This window comes from Halomonas sp. B23F22_3 (assembly GCF_043496965.1).
Lineage (GTDB): Bacteria > Pseudomonadota > Gammaproteobacteria > Pseudomonadales > Halomonadaceae > Halomonas.
On sequence record NZ_JBIEKG010000002.1, the window covers coordinates 529,571 to 541,955 of the forward strand.

General features: G+C 66.5%; 12 protein-coding genes. 11 read left to right on the forward strand and 1 reads right to left on the reverse strand.

The annotated features are described in order from the left end of the window. Nucleotides 1-3 precede the first annotated feature (3 nt). The 11 genes from gpt to ACGTNG_RS06100 all read left to right on the forward strand — a co-directional run bounded on the left by gpt (nucleotide 4) and on the right by ACGTNG_RS06100 (nucleotide 11,655). Nucleotides 4-483 (forward strand): xanthine phosphoribosyltransferase, encoded by a 480-nt coding sequence (gene gpt / locus ACGTNG_RS06050; protein WP_394576100.1) that lies wholly within the window; start codon nucleotides 4-6, stop codon nucleotides 481-483. Nucleotides 484-486: 3 nt separating this feature from the next. Next, nucleotides 487-1,170 carry a uracil-DNA glycosylase gene (ung, locus tag ACGTNG_RS06055; protein WP_394576101.1) on the forward strand — a complete coding sequence of 228 codons (684 nt, stop codon included), beginning with the start codon at nucleotides 487-489 and terminating at the stop codon, nucleotides 1,168-1,170. A 99-nt stretch (nucleotides 1,171-1,269) separates the two neighbouring features. Further along, nucleotides 1,270-1,899: a uracil phosphoribosyltransferase gene (gene upp, locus ACGTNG_RS06060; protein WP_108444492.1), complete on the forward strand. Its 630-nt coding sequence runs from the start codon at nucleotides 1,270-1,272 to the stop codon at nucleotides 1,897-1,899. 457 nt (nucleotides 1,900-2,356) lie between these two features. Next, nucleotides 2,357-3,445, forward strand: coding sequence for an ABC transporter ATP-binding protein (locus tag ACGTNG_RS06065; protein ID WP_394576102.1), 1,089 nt, complete (start codon nucleotides 2,357-2,359; stop codon nucleotides 3,443-3,445). A 1-nt stretch (nucleotide 3,446) separates the two neighbouring features. Next, nucleotides 3,447-4,547, forward strand: a complete 1,101-nt coding sequence (locus ACGTNG_RS06070) for an ABC transporter ATP-binding protein (RefSeq protein WP_394576103.1) — start codon at nucleotides 3,447-3,449, stop codon at nucleotides 4,545-4,547. Continuing rightward, nucleotides 4,540-5,430, forward strand: coding sequence for a carbohydrate ABC transporter permease (locus ACGTNG_RS06075; protein ID WP_394576104.1), 891 nt, complete (start codon nucleotides 4,540-4,542; stop codon nucleotides 5,428-5,430). The genes ACGTNG_RS06070 and ACGTNG_RS06075 overlap by 8 nt, the downstream gene beginning before the upstream one ends. Next, nucleotides 5,423-6,316 carry a carbohydrate ABC transporter permease gene (locus ACGTNG_RS06080; RefSeq protein WP_394576105.1) on the forward strand — a complete coding sequence of 298 codons (894 nt, stop codon included), beginning with the start codon at nucleotides 5,423-5,425 and terminating at the stop codon, nucleotides 6,314-6,316. The genes ACGTNG_RS06075 and ACGTNG_RS06080 overlap by 8 nt, the downstream gene beginning before the upstream one ends. A gap of 12 nt (nucleotides 6,317-6,328) precedes the next feature. Next, nucleotides 6,329-6,601 carry a DUF2160 domain-containing protein gene (locus ACGTNG_RS06085; protein WP_394576106.1) on the forward strand — a complete coding sequence of 91 codons (273 nt, stop codon included), beginning with the start codon at nucleotides 6,329-6,331 and terminating at the stop codon, nucleotides 6,599-6,601. Nucleotides 6,602-6,700: 99 nt separating this feature from the next. Next, nucleotides 6,701-8,443, forward strand: coding sequence for an ABC transporter substrate-binding protein (locus ACGTNG_RS06090; protein WP_394576107.1), 1,743 nt, complete (start codon nucleotides 6,701-6,703; stop codon nucleotides 8,441-8,443). Nucleotides 8,444-8,605: 162 nt separating this feature from the next. After that, nucleotides 8,606-10,243, forward strand: coding sequence for a glycerol-3-phosphate dehydrogenase/oxidase (locus ACGTNG_RS06095; protein ID WP_394576108.1), 1,638 nt, complete (start codon nucleotides 8,606-8,608; stop codon nucleotides 10,241-10,243). Between the two features lie 170 nt (nucleotides 10,244-10,413). Further along, entirely contained in the window at nucleotides 10,414-11,655 is a 1,242-nt protein-coding gene (locus ACGTNG_RS06100; RefSeq protein ID WP_394576109.1) for a uracil-xanthine permease family protein, read from the forward strand. Nucleotides 11,656-11,661: 6 nt separating this feature from the next. On the opposite strand, the gene ACGTNG_RS06105 is transcribed toward ACGTNG_RS06100, so the two are convergent. Continuing rightward, complete coding sequence (locus ACGTNG_RS06105) at nucleotides 11,662-12,258, reverse strand: cupin domain-containing protein (protein WP_394576110.1); 597 nt, start codon at nucleotides 12,256-12,258, stop codon at nucleotides 11,662-11,664. Nucleotides 12,259-12,385 lie beyond the last annotated feature (127 nt).

Below are 12,385 nucleotides of genomic sequence, written 5' to 3' on the forward strand. Positions count from 1 at the left end.
ACCATGAGCGGCTCTCGCTATCACCAGCGCCTGATCATCTCCTGGGACCAGCTGCATCGCGACGTGCGCGAGCTCTGCCAGCGGCTGGTCGAACGCGACATCAAGGGCATCGTCGCGATCACCCGAGGCGGGCTGATCCCCGCCGCGCTGATCGCCCGCGAGCTCGACGTGCGCCTCATCGACACCGTCTGCATCAAGAGCTACGAGCGCATGGAGCAGGGCGGCCTGGAGGTGATGAAGGGCGTCGACCACGACGGCGAGGGGTGGCTGCTGGTCGACGACCTGGTCGACACGGGTCGTACCGCCCGGGCGGTGCGCGAGATGCTGCCCAGGGCGCACTTCGTGACCGTCTACGCCAAGCCCGAGGGCAAGCCGCTGGTGGATCAGTACCTCACCGAGGTGGCCCAGGACTGCTGGATCCAGTTTCCCTGGGACATGGGCGTGGCCTATGTCGAGCCGCTGGTCGACCAGGGGAAGCGCTGAACCATGACCTGCCCCCTTCCCGACAGCTGGCAGCGGTGGCTGGGCGAGGAGTTCGATGCGCCCTACATGCAGTCGCTGCGCGATTTCCTGGCCGCCGAGAAGGCGGCCAGGAAGGTGATCTACCCGCATTCGGCCGACTGGTTTCGTGCCTTCGAGCTGACGCCGCTGGATGAGGTCAAGGTGGTGATCCTCGGACAGGATCCCTATCACGGCCCGGATCAGGCGCACGGCCTCTGCTTCTCGGTGCGCCCCGGGGTGCGGGTGCCGCCGTCGCTCACCAATGTCTACAAGGAGCTGGCGGCGGACCTCGGCACCCGGCCGGTGGCCCACGGTAACCTCGAGGCCTGGGCGCGCCAGGGCGTGCTGCTGCTCAACACCTCGCTGACGGTGGAGCAGGGCAGTGCCGGCTCCCATCGCGGCAAGGGGTGGGAGACCTTCACCGATCGCGCCATCGAGACGGTCAGCGAGCACGCCGCGCCGTCGGTGTTCCTGCTGTGGGGCGGCCATGCCCGCCAGAAGAAGGCGCTGATCGACACCCGGCGCCACCTGGTGCTGGAATCCCCGCACCCCTCGCCGCTCTCGGCGCATCGCGGCTTCTTCGGCAACCACCACTTCTCGCGCGCCAACGCCTTCCTCGTCGAGCAGGGGCGCGAGCCCATCGACTGGCAGTTGCCCGACCAGCCTTAACCTAGACGTCGGATGCGTTTAGAATGGCGCGCAATTTGCCGCCGTCGTCCATCCGACGATGGTCGCCGTCATCCCGCCGCCGTCGAAGAGGTCATCCCCATGAGCGTCCACGCCATCCAGCATCCCCTGGTCCAGCACAAGCTTGGCCTGATGCGCGAAGCCGGCATCAGCACCAAGAGCTTCCGCGAACTGGCCGGCGAGCTGGCCAAGCTGCTCACCTACGAGGCGACCAGCGACCTCGAGCTCGAGACCCAGAACATCGACGGCTGGAGCGGCGAGCCGATTCCGGTCCAGCTGCTCAAGGGGAAGAAGGTCACCATCGTGCCGATCCTGCGCGCGGGCCTGGGCATGCTCGACGGCGTCACCGACCTGATCCCCAGCGCACGGGTCAGCGTGGTCGGGCTCTACCGCGACGAGGAGACCCTCGAGCCGGTGCCGTACTTCGCCAAGTTCGCCAATGACCTGGACGAGCGCATGGCGATCGTCATCGACCCGATGCTGGCCACCGGCGGCACCATGGTGGCGACCCTGGACATGCTGCGCGAGCGCGGCTGCAAGCACATGAAGGTGATCGTGCTGGTGGCGGCGCCGGAGGGCATCAAGCGCGTCCAGGAGAGCTATCCGGACATCGAGCTCTACACCGCCTCGGTCGACGATCACCTCGACGAGAACGGCTACATCGTTCCGGGCCTGGGCGACGCCGGCGACAAGATCTTCGGCACCCGCTGAGCCCTCCGCGCCCCTTCGCACCCGCAGGGCCTCCGCGCGGGTGCGAAGGGGCAGCTTCGTGATATCCGCCCCTTGCCTTCCCGGGTGGAGCCTCCCCCCTCCTTTGCGCCATTCCGCCGCTCTCTCGTAGCCCGCTCGTCTCTCCACGTGCCCATCTCGTCTTTCTGTGCCCCGTCTTCCCCTAGCGCCAGGGTTCGTATCATGTCGCGGCATGTTCGTTTTCGAGCATGATTGCCCGCGATCGCCCCGGACCCGCTTTTCACGTCTTTGATTAGACAAAAGTTGAATGTCGGATAAAGGCCTGGCCTTTCATTAGGTTGCGCCTGGTTGCGCGGGGCGTCGGCGGTGGGCGTTGATATTTTCGCTTGGCGACATTTGTGTTTGAAAGTGAATCTCGACTACGTTGTCTGGACGAGTCCTCGTGCTCGCCACATAACAACGACACCTCGAGATCCGTATGTCCCTGATCCTAGATAACATCGATCATGTGGTCGGTGGTTCCACACACATCGCGGGCGTGAACCTGGAGCTAGGGCCCGGCTCGTTCAATGTCCTGCTGGGGCGGACCCTGTCGGGCAAGACCACCCTGATGCGGCTGATGGCCGGGCTGGACGTGCCTACCCGAGGCCGCATCCTGATGAACGGCGAGGATGTCACCGGTCGCTCGGTGCGCAAGCGCAACGTCTCCATGGTCTATCAGCAGTTCATCAACTATCCGGCCCTCTCGGTCTTCGACAACATCGCCTCGCCCCTGAAGCTCGCCCGAGTGTCGCGGGCCGAGATCGATCGGCGGGTGAGGGAGGTGGCCGAGATGCTGCACATCGAACACCTCCTCGATCGCCTGCCGCTGGAGCTCTCCGGCGGCCAGCAGCAGCGCACCGCCATGGGGCGGGCGCTGGTCAAGGATGCCGATGTGGTGCTCTTCGACGAGCCGCTGGTCAACCTGGACTACAAGCTCCGCGAGGAATTTCGCGACGAGCTGCGCAGCGTGTTCAGCGAGCGCAACTGCATCGCCGTCTACGCGACCACCGAGCCCGCCGAGGCGCTGGCCCTCGGCGGCAACACCGCCGTGCTCCACGAGGGTCGCCTGCTGCAGTACGGCCGCACCGAGGACGTCTACCATCGTCCGCGCGACATCCTCGCCGCCGAGATGTTCTCCGAACCGCCGATCAACATCGTGCACGGCATCATCTCCGGGAGCGAGGTGACCTTCGACGAGCGCACGCACTTTCCCCTCAACGACGACCTGCGCTCGCTGCCCCCCGGGGAGTACCGCTTCGGCGTGCGCGCCTCGCACATCTCGCTCGCGCCCCGGGCCGCGGACGACATCGAGGTGGCGATGGTCGTCGACCTGGCCGAGATCAGCGGCTCCGAGACCTTCCTGCACGTGCACAACGACCGCGTCCACATGACGGTCCACCTGGCGGGCGTCCACGAGTTCGACGTCGATGCCCCCGTGACCCTCTACTTCCCGACCCACAAGGTCTATGCCTTCGACCGGCAGGGTGCCGTGGTGCATATCCCGACCCATCTGGGAGGCGTGTGAGATGGCCGAGATCACCCTGAAGTCGCTGGCCCATACCTACCTGCCGAACCCGACCGCGCCCGAGGACTATGCCATCCGCGAGATGGATCACGTCTGGCACCAGGGCGGGGCCTATGCGCTGCTCGGGCCTTCCGGCTGCGGCAAGTCGACCCTGCTCAACATCATCTCGGGCCTGCTGGAACCCTCCAGCGGCGAGGTGCTCTTCGACGGGGAGGTGGTCAATGCCCTGCCGCCCGAGGCGCGCAACATCGCCCAGGTGTTCCAGTTCCCGGTCGTCTACGACACCATGACCGTCTATGACAACCTGGCCTTCCCGCTGCGCAACGTGAAGACCCCCGAGGCCCGGGTCCACGAGCGGGTGATGGAGGTCGCCGAGGTGCTGGAGCTGACGCCGCAGCTCACGCGCAAGGCCAAGAACTTGAGCGCCGACGAGAAGCAGAAGGTCTCCATGGGCCGGGGGCTGGTGCGGGAAGACGTCTCGGCGATCCTCTTCGACGAGCCGCTGACCGTCATCGACCCGCAGCTCAAGTGGAAGCTGCGCCGCAAGCTCAAGGAGATCCACCAGCGCTTCGAGATCACCATGGTCTACGTGACCCACGACCAGCTCGAGGCCTCCACCTTCGCCGACAAGATCGCCGTGATGTACGAGGGGCAGGTGGTGCAGTTCGGCACCCCTCGCGAGCTCTTCGAGACCCCCAACCACACCTTCGTCGGCTACTTCATCGGCAGCCCCGGGATGAACTTCCTGACGGTCACGACGCATCAGGGCCGGGTGATGGCCGGCGAGACCCGGCTCGAGGTGGGCCAGGGCGTTCACGACGCCGTGGCTGGAGCGCGCTCGGCCAACGTCAAGCTCGGCATCCGGCCGGAGTTCATCGAGGTGCACTCGGAGCCCGTCGCCGGTTCGATGGAGGCCCGGGTACAGCACGCCCAGGATCTCGGTACCTACTCGATCGTCACCCTGACCCTGGGCGGCACGCCCCTCAAGGCGCGCATCGAGGAGGGCCAGCCGCCCCCCAGCGGTCGCGCCTGGCTGCGCTTCCCCGACGAGCGTCTCGGTCTGTACGTCGACGAGTTTCGCGTGGAGTTCGCCCATGAATAAGGTCTACAACAACCGGGCCTGGTGGCTCATCCTGCCGATGCTCGCGCTGGTCGCCTTTTCCGCGGTCATTCCGCTGATGACCGTGGTGAACTACTCGGTGCAGGACGTCTTCGATGCCAACACGCGCTTCTTCACCGGCACCGAGTGGTTCAAGGAGATGCTCAACGACCCGGCCCTGCAGGCGGCCGTGCTGCGCCAGTTCGCCTTCTCGCTGACGGTGCTGGCCATCGAGGTGCCGCTGGGTATCGGCATCGCCCTGATCATGCCCAAGCGGGGCTGGCAGGCCTCGGCGGTGCTGATACTCGTGACCATGCCGCTGCTGATTCCATGGAACGTGGTGGGCAGCATCTGGCAGATATTCACCCGCGGCGACATCGGCCTGATGGGCTGGAGCCTGCGCGAGCTGGGCTACGGCTACAACATCACGGCGAGCCCGGTGGATGCCTGGGCGACCATCGTGCTGATGGACGTCTGGCACTGGACGCCGCTGATCGCGCTGCTCTGCTACAGCGGCCTGCGCGCGATTCCGGATGCCTACTACCAGGCCGCGCGCATCGATCGCGCCTCGCGGTGGGCGGTGTTCCGCTTCATCCAGCTGCCCAAGCTCACCAATGTGCTGGTGATCGGCGTGCTGCTGCGCTTCATGCACTCCTTCATGATCTACGCCGAGCCCTTCGTGCTTACCGGCGGGGGGCCCGGCAGCTCCACGACCTTCCTCAGCCAGTCGCTGACCACCATGGCGATCGGCCAGCAGGACCTGGGGCCCTCGGCCGCCTTCTCGCTGATCTACTTCCTGATCATCCTGCTGGTCACCTGGGTCTTCTACACGGCGATCATGAACATGCAGAAAGACACCCCGCGCAAGGAGGCTCCGGATGAGTGATTCCCTGCCCACGACCCCCGGTGCCGTGCGCAAGCGTGCCGCCGCCGCCGACCAGCGGCGTCGTCGGCAGGCGCGCCCGGCCTCCCGTCAGTGGCGCCGTCGCGGCCTGATGGCGGCCTACATCGTCTTCGTGCTGCTGCCGATCTACTGGCTGCTCAACATGTCCTTCCAGTCCAATACCGAGATCCTCGGCGGGCTGACACTGTGGCCCGAGGACTTCACCCTGGAGCACTACGCCAAGATCTTCACCGAGCCCAGCTGGTACATGGGCTACGTGAATTCGATCACCTACGTGCTGATGAACATGCTGATCAGCATCGCGGTGGCGCTGCCGGCGGCCTACGCCTTCAGCCGCTACCAGTTCATCGGCGACAAGCACCTGTTCTTCTGGCTGCTGACCAACCTGATGGCGCCGCCCGCGGTCTTCCTGCTGCCCTATTTCCAGCTCTATTACACGGTGGGGCTCTTCGATACCCACATCGCCGTGGCGCTGGCGCACTGCCTGTTCAACATCCCGCTGGCGGTGTGGATCCTCGAGGGCTTCATGAGCGGCGTGCCCAAGGAGATCGACGAGACCGCCTTCATCGACGGCTACAGCTTCCCCCGCTTCTTCGTGAAGATCTTCATTCCGATGATCAGCTCGGGGATCGGCGTGACGCTGTTCTTCCTGTTCATGTTCTCCTGGGTCGAGCTGCTGCTCGCCAGCACCCTGACCTCCACCGGCGCCCAGCCCATCGCCTCGGTGATGACCCAGACCAAGGGCGCCTCGGGCATCGACTGGGGCACGCTGGCCGCCGCCGGCACCCTGACCATCCTGCCCGGCATCGTGGTGGTCTATTTCGTGCGCAACCATATCGCCAAGGGCTTCGCCCTGGGCCGGACCTGAGGAGGCCACGACATGGAATGGATGGTCTGGACCACCCCCACCACCGTCTTCTTCTCGGCCATCGCCGCCATGCTGGTTGGCATGACCGCCTGGGAGGTGGTCTCGCCGACGGTCGAGCGCAAGGGCTTTTTGCCGATCGCCACCACCCGCGGCGATCGACTCTTCATCGGGCTGCTCTGTGCCGCCTACATCCATCTGCTGGTCGTGGGCTTCACCCCGCTCAGCATCTGGCTGGCCCTCGCCGCATCGGGTCTCTGGCTACTGATCCTGATGCGCTGGGGCTGACGGCAACACCCCGCAACCCCCGTTCTGCAGGCAATGTCCTGCAACCACGCCATGGAACGCACGCTTCATGGACGAAGCACCCTAACCAACGAGGTCAACATGACAGCAATAACAATACGACGCTCACTGGTGGCGGCCAGCATCATGCTGGCCAGTGCCTCCCTGCATGCCGACAACCACGATGCCCGGGCGATCGCCGAGCGGCTCATCGATGAGCATTTCCAGGATTCGACGCTCTCCCGCGAACAGCAGATCGAGGAGCTGCTGTGGTTCGCCAAGGCCGCCGAGCCCTTCCGCGGCATGGAGATCAATACCGTGGCGGAGGGCCTGACCACGCACATCTACGAGCGTGACGTGCTGGCCGAGGCCTTCAGCGAGCTCACCGGCATCGAGGTGACGCACAACATCATCGGCGAGGGGGACGTGGTCAACAACATGCAGACCCAGATGCAGTCGGGTCGCAACATCTACGACGCCTACGTCAACGACTCCGACGCCATCGGCACTCATATTCGCTACGGCACCACCGTAAACCTCTCCCAGGCCATGGAGAACGAGTGGGCCGACTATACGTTGCCGACGCTGGATCTCGATGACTTCATTGGCCTGCAGTACGGCACCGGCCCCGATGGCAACCTCTACCAGCTGCCCGACCAGCAGTTCGCCAACCTCTACTGGTTCCGCTACGACTGGTTCCAGCGCGAGGACCTCAAGGCGCAGTTCCAGGAGCGCTACGGCTATGAGCTCGGCGTGCCGACCAACTGGACCGCCTACGAGGACATCGCCGAGTTCTTCACCGAGCACGTCGGCGAGATCGACGGCACCAAGGTCTATGGCCACATGGACTACGGGCGCCGCGACCCGTCGCTGGGCTGGCGCTTCCACGACTCCTGGCTCTCCATGGCCGGCATGGGCAGCCCCGGCGTGCCCTTCGGCAATCCGGTCGACGACTGGGGCATCCGCGTCAACGAGCAGAGCGAGCCGGTGGGCGCGAGCGTCAGCCGCGGCGGCGCCACCAACTCCCCGGCCTCGATCTTCGCCGTGACCAAGATGGTCGACTGGCTCGAGCAGTACGCGCCCCCCGAGGCCAGCGGCATGACCTTCGGCGAGGCGGGCCCGGTGCCGGCTCAGGGCCAGATCGCCCAGCAGATGTTCTGGTACACCGCCTTCACCGCCGACATGACCGACCCGGGCCTGCCGGTGACCGAGGAGGACGGCACGCCCAAGTGGCGCATGGCGCCGTCGCCCGCCGGGCCCTATTGGGAGGAGGGCATGAAGGTCGGCTACCAGGACGTGGGCTCCTGGACCTTCTTCGACTCCACGCCGGAGGATCGCCGCACCGCGGCCTGGCTGTTCGCCCAGTTCACCACCGCCAAGACGGTGTCGCTCGAGAAGCTGATGGCGGGCCTCACGCCGATCCGCGAGTCAGATATCTTCTCCGAGCAGATGAGCGAGATGGCACCCACCCTCGGCGGCCTGGTGGAGTTCTATCGCAGCCCCAACGAGTCGAACTGGACGCCGTCCTCGACCAACGTGCCGGACTATCCGCGCATGGCGCCGCTGTGGTGGCAGAACCTGGCGCCGGCGGTCAGTGGCGACATCTCGCCCAAGGAGGGGCTGGACAATCTCGCCGCGGACCTCGACAGCATTATGGCGCGCCTGGCGCGGGCCAAAGTCTTCACCACCTATGCACCCAACCTGAATGAGGAGCGCGATCCCGAGTACTGGCTCTCCCAGCCCGGCTCGCCCAAGGCCAAGCTCGACAACGAGATGCCCCAAGGCACCACCGTGCCCTACGACCAGATGATGGAGGAGTGGATGGCCGCCGGCTCGCGCGAATGATCGGCGGGCGGGTCGCCTGACCCGCCCCACCTGGCGCCGGGGGAATCCGGCGCCGAATCAGCACGTGTGACCGGTTGCCTGAACGGGACCCAGGGCCCCGCTCGGTGCATGCCGAGCGGGGCCTTTCGCGTCGATACGCGGTGCTTCGAAAAAGGGCCAGACATGCAACTCAGACAGAACAACCTTCGCAAGCTGCCCGAACGGGTCTTCGATGCGCTGATCGTCGGCGGCGGCATCAACGGCGCCGCGGCCGCCGCCGCGCTCAGCGGCAAGGGCGCCCGGGTGGCGCTGATCGACCGCGGCGACTTCGCCGGCAGCACCAGCATGCACTCGTCCAACCTGGTGTGGGGCGGCATCAAGTACATGGAGAGCGGCGACTTCGCGCTGGTGCGCAAGCTCTGCAAGAGCCGCAATCACCTGATCGAGAGCTACCCCTCCACGGTGCAGGAGATTCGCTTCCTGACCACCATCAACAAGGGCTTTCGCCACCATCCCCTCTACCCCTGGGCCGGCACCTGGCTCTACTGGCTGATGGGCAGCGCCTTCACCCGACGCCCGCACTTCCTGCGGCCCGCCAGCATCAAGGCCCGGGAGCCGATCATCGACACCGAACGGGCACAGGGTGGCTTCGAGTACTCCGATGCCTATCTGCACGACAACGATGCCCGCTTCGTCTTCAACTTCGTGCGCGCAGCGCTGGACTTCGGCACCGTGGCGGCCAACTACGTCGAGTCGATGGGCGCACGACGCGAGGGCGAGCTGTGGGTCACCCGAATGCGCGATCGCATGGACGGTCGCACCTTCGAGGTCCGCTCCAAGGTGCTGATCAATGCCGCCGGCCCCTGGGTCGATCAGCACAACAGCCTCTCGGGGCAGCAGACCGACCATCGCCACGTCTTCTCCAAGGGCATCCACCTGATCGTGCCGCGGCTGACCGATAGCCAGCGGGTGCTGGCCTTCTTCGCCGACGACGGCCGGCTGTTCTTCGTGATCCCGATGGGGCCGCGCACCTGCATCGGCACCACCGACACCCGGGTCGAGAAGCCCGAAGTCGGGGCCACCGAGGAGGACATCCGCTTCGTGCTCGACAACATCAATACCCGCCTCGCCCTGGAGAGGCCGCTCACCAAGGCCGACATCATCGCCACCCGCTGCGGGGTGCGGCCGCTGGCGGTGAAGCCGAGCGGCGGCGACGATCGAGACTTCCTGCATCTGTCGCGCAAGCACGCCATCGATATCGACCCCGAGATGCGCCACCTCAGCATCTTCGGCGGCAAGCTCACCGACTGCCTGAACGTCGGCGAGGAGGTCGTCGAGGAGGTGGCGCGCCTCGGCGTCGCGATCCCCCACCCGGAGGTTCGCTGGTACGGCGAGCCGGATGCCTCGGTGCGCGAGGCCTTCCTGCACCAGGCGCGGCTGATGGACCTGGACGCCATGACCGCCGAGGACGCCTCGGAGCCGCTGAGCACGCGCCTGTGGCGGCGCTACGGCGCCCAGGCGCTGGAGATGCTCGAGGACATCCGCCAGGACCCGCGGCAGGGCGAGGTGCTGATCGAGCACACCGAGTACCTGCGCTGCGAGCTCAAGCAGGCCAGGCGACGCGAGATGGTGACGAAGCTCGAGGACTTCCTGCGGCGCCGCTCGAAGATTTCGCTGGTCGTTCCCGAGCAGACGATCCGGCGCTCCCCGGGGCTTCGCGAGGCCTGCGACATCCTCTTCGACGACCAGGCCGAGGCGCGACTGGCGGAGTACCTGGCGACCGCCTCGCCGGAGTCCGCGGGGCTCGAGCGTGAGGAATAGGGCTAGGGATATAGATAGGGAAGGAGCGTCGCGCTGAAGATCGTCGTTGGGCAGGGTAGGGCGGGACGCAGGTGAGCCGCCGCTCGGCCGGGGTACCAAGCCGCCAAGAGGCTGGTAGAATGCCGCGCAGCTCGACAGCCCCTCCCCGCATCCCCATGGAGTCCACGACCATGAACGACCAGACGGCGGCCTCGTCCCTGCCGACCGAAAGCCCCCTTCGCACCCTGCTGACCGGGGCGCAGATGCTCTTCGTCGCCTTCGGCGCCCTGGTGCTGGTGCCGCTGCTCACCGGCCTCGATCCCAACGTGGCGCTGTTCACTGCGGGCATCGGCACCCTGATCTTCCACGGCGTCACCCGGGTCAGCGTGCCGGTCTTTCTGGCCTCGTCGTTCGCCTTCATCGCGCCCATCCAGGGCTCGGTGGCCAACTACGGCATTCCCGCCACCCTCGGCGGGCTGATGGTCGCGGGCCTGGTCTACGTGGTGATCTCCCAGTTCGTGCGCCTAAAGGGCACCGCCTGGCTGCATCGTCTGCTGCCGCCGGTGGTGGTGGGGCCGGTGATCATGGTGATCGGCCTGGCGCTGGCGCCGGTGGCGGTGGACATGGCCACCGGCGAGACCAGCGAGAGCATCGGCTACGGCACCGCCATCTTCCTCTCCATGGCGAGCCTCTTTGTCACCCTGGTGCTGGCGGTGTTCGGGCGCGGCCTGATCCGCCTGATCCCGATCATGGGCGGCATCCTCACCGGCTATGCGCTGTCGGTGCTGATGGGGGTGGTGGACTTCACGCCGGTCAGGGACGCGGCCTGGCTGGCGCTGCCGTCCTTCACGGCGCCGAGCTTTCACTGGGCGGCGATCCTGTTCATGATCCCGGTGGCCATCGCCCCGGCGGTGGAGCACATCGGCGACATGGTTGCCATCGGCTCGGTGACCCGCAGGAACTACCTGGAGAAGCCCGGCCTGCATCGCACCCTGCTGGGCGATGGCCTGGCCACCACCGCCGCGGCGATCTTCGGCGGGCCGCCCAATACCACCTACTCCGAGGTCACCGGTGCGGTGACCCTGACCCGCGCCTTCAACCCCTGGATCATGGTGACCACCGCCTGCATCGCCATCGTGCTGGCCTTCGTCGCCAAGCTCGGTGCAGTGCTGCAGACCATTCCGGGGCCGGTGATGGGCGGCATCATGACGCTGCTGTTCGGCTCCATCGCCGTGGTGGGCATGAACACCCTGGTGCGCGCCGGCAAGCCACTCACCGCGCCGCGCAACCTGGTGGTGGTCTCCCTGGTGCTGGTCTTCGGCATCGGCGGCATGCAGTTCGGCAACGGTCAGTTCACCCTGCAGGGCGTCAGCCTCGCCGCCCTGGTCGGCATCGTGCTGAACTGGGTGCTGCCCCGCGCCGAGGAGGAGTGATCCTGCTCAGGCGTGATGGCGCTCCTGGCCCGCGTCGGAGAAGGTGGGCGGGGTGCTGGCGCTGACGATCACGCACTCCTCGTCCCCGACGTTGCGAAAGCGGTGGGGCAGGCGGGAATCGAAGTAGTAGGCGTCGCCGACGCCCAGCACGCCTACCTCGCCATCCACGGTGATCTCGATGCGCCCCGAGATCACCACCCCGCCTTCCTCGCCGTCGTGCTCGAGCATCTCCTCGCCGCTGTCGGCGCCCGGCGGATAGCGCTCGTGGATGATCGACATCTGGCGGTCCGGGCGGCGGGCGGCCACCAGCCCCCAGGAGAGGGTGCCGTCGCCGATCTCGGTCAGCTCGCCGGCCCGGTAGAAGGGCTTGGGCTGGCTCGGCTCGTCGCCGGCGAAGAAGGCGCTGATGGAGACGGGCAGGGCGTCCAGTATCTTCTTCAGCGAGCTCACCGAGGGGCTGACGTGATTCTGCTCCACCAGCGACACCGTACTGTTGGTGACGCCGGCCCGCTTGGCCAGCTCGCGCTGTGACAGGCCGCGGGTCAGCCGCAGCTGCTTGAGGCGTGCGCCTACGTCGAATGTCGCTTCCGTGTCTTGGTCCATGTCTCGGTCCTCGGGACGTTTGTTGTCGTGTTCGTGGAATATTTTCAACATATCATACCGGCTCCTCGGCACCCGGATAAGAGGCCCCTTGACCCGCATCAGGGACGCGGGCCTGCGTGCTCGCTCG

What these genes read in the sequence shown, in the direction of transcription:
- gpt (WP_394576100.1), top strand. Translation starts at nt 4, where the DNA reads ATGAGCGGCTCTCGCTATCACCAGCGCCTGATCATCTCCTGGGACCAG.
- ung (WP_394576101.1), top strand. Translation starts at nt 487, where the DNA reads ATGACCTGCCCCCTTCCCGACAGCTGGCAGCGGTGGCTGGGCGAGGAG.
- upp (WP_108444492.1), top strand. Translation starts at nt 1,270, where the DNA reads ATGAGCGTCCACGCCATCCAGCATCCCCTGGTCCAGCACAAGCTTGGC.
- ACGTNG_RS06065 (WP_394576102.1), top strand. Translation starts at nt 2,357, where the DNA reads ATGTCCCTGATCCTAGATAACATCGATCATGTGGTCGGTGGTTCCACA.
- ACGTNG_RS06070 (WP_394576103.1), top strand. Translation starts at nt 3,447, where the DNA reads ATGGCCGAGATCACCCTGAAGTCGCTGGCCCATACCTACCTGCCGAAC.
- ACGTNG_RS06075 (WP_394576104.1), top strand. Translation starts at nt 4,540, where the DNA reads ATGAATAAGGTCTACAACAACCGGGCCTGGTGGCTCATCCTGCCGATG.
- ACGTNG_RS06080 (WP_394576105.1), top strand. Translation starts at nt 5,423, where the DNA reads ATGAGTGATTCCCTGCCCACGACCCCCGGTGCCGTGCGCAAGCGTGCC.
- ACGTNG_RS06085 (WP_394576106.1), top strand. Translation starts at nt 6,329, where the DNA reads ATGGAATGGATGGTCTGGACCACCCCCACCACCGTCTTCTTCTCGGCC.
- ACGTNG_RS06090 (WP_394576107.1), top strand. Translation starts at nt 6,701, where the DNA reads ATGACAGCAATAACAATACGACGCTCACTGGTGGCGGCCAGCATCATG.
- ACGTNG_RS06095 (WP_394576108.1), top strand. Translation starts at nt 8,606, where the DNA reads ATGCAACTCAGACAGAACAACCTTCGCAAGCTGCCCGAACGGGTCTTC.
- ACGTNG_RS06100 (WP_394576109.1), top strand. Translation starts at nt 10,414, where the DNA reads ATGAACGACCAGACGGCGGCCTCGTCCCTGCCGACCGAAAGCCCCCTT.
- ACGTNG_RS06105 (WP_394576110.1), bottom strand. Translation starts at nt 12,258, where the DNA reads ATGGACCAAGACACGGAAGCGACATTCGACGTAGGCGCACGCCTCAAG.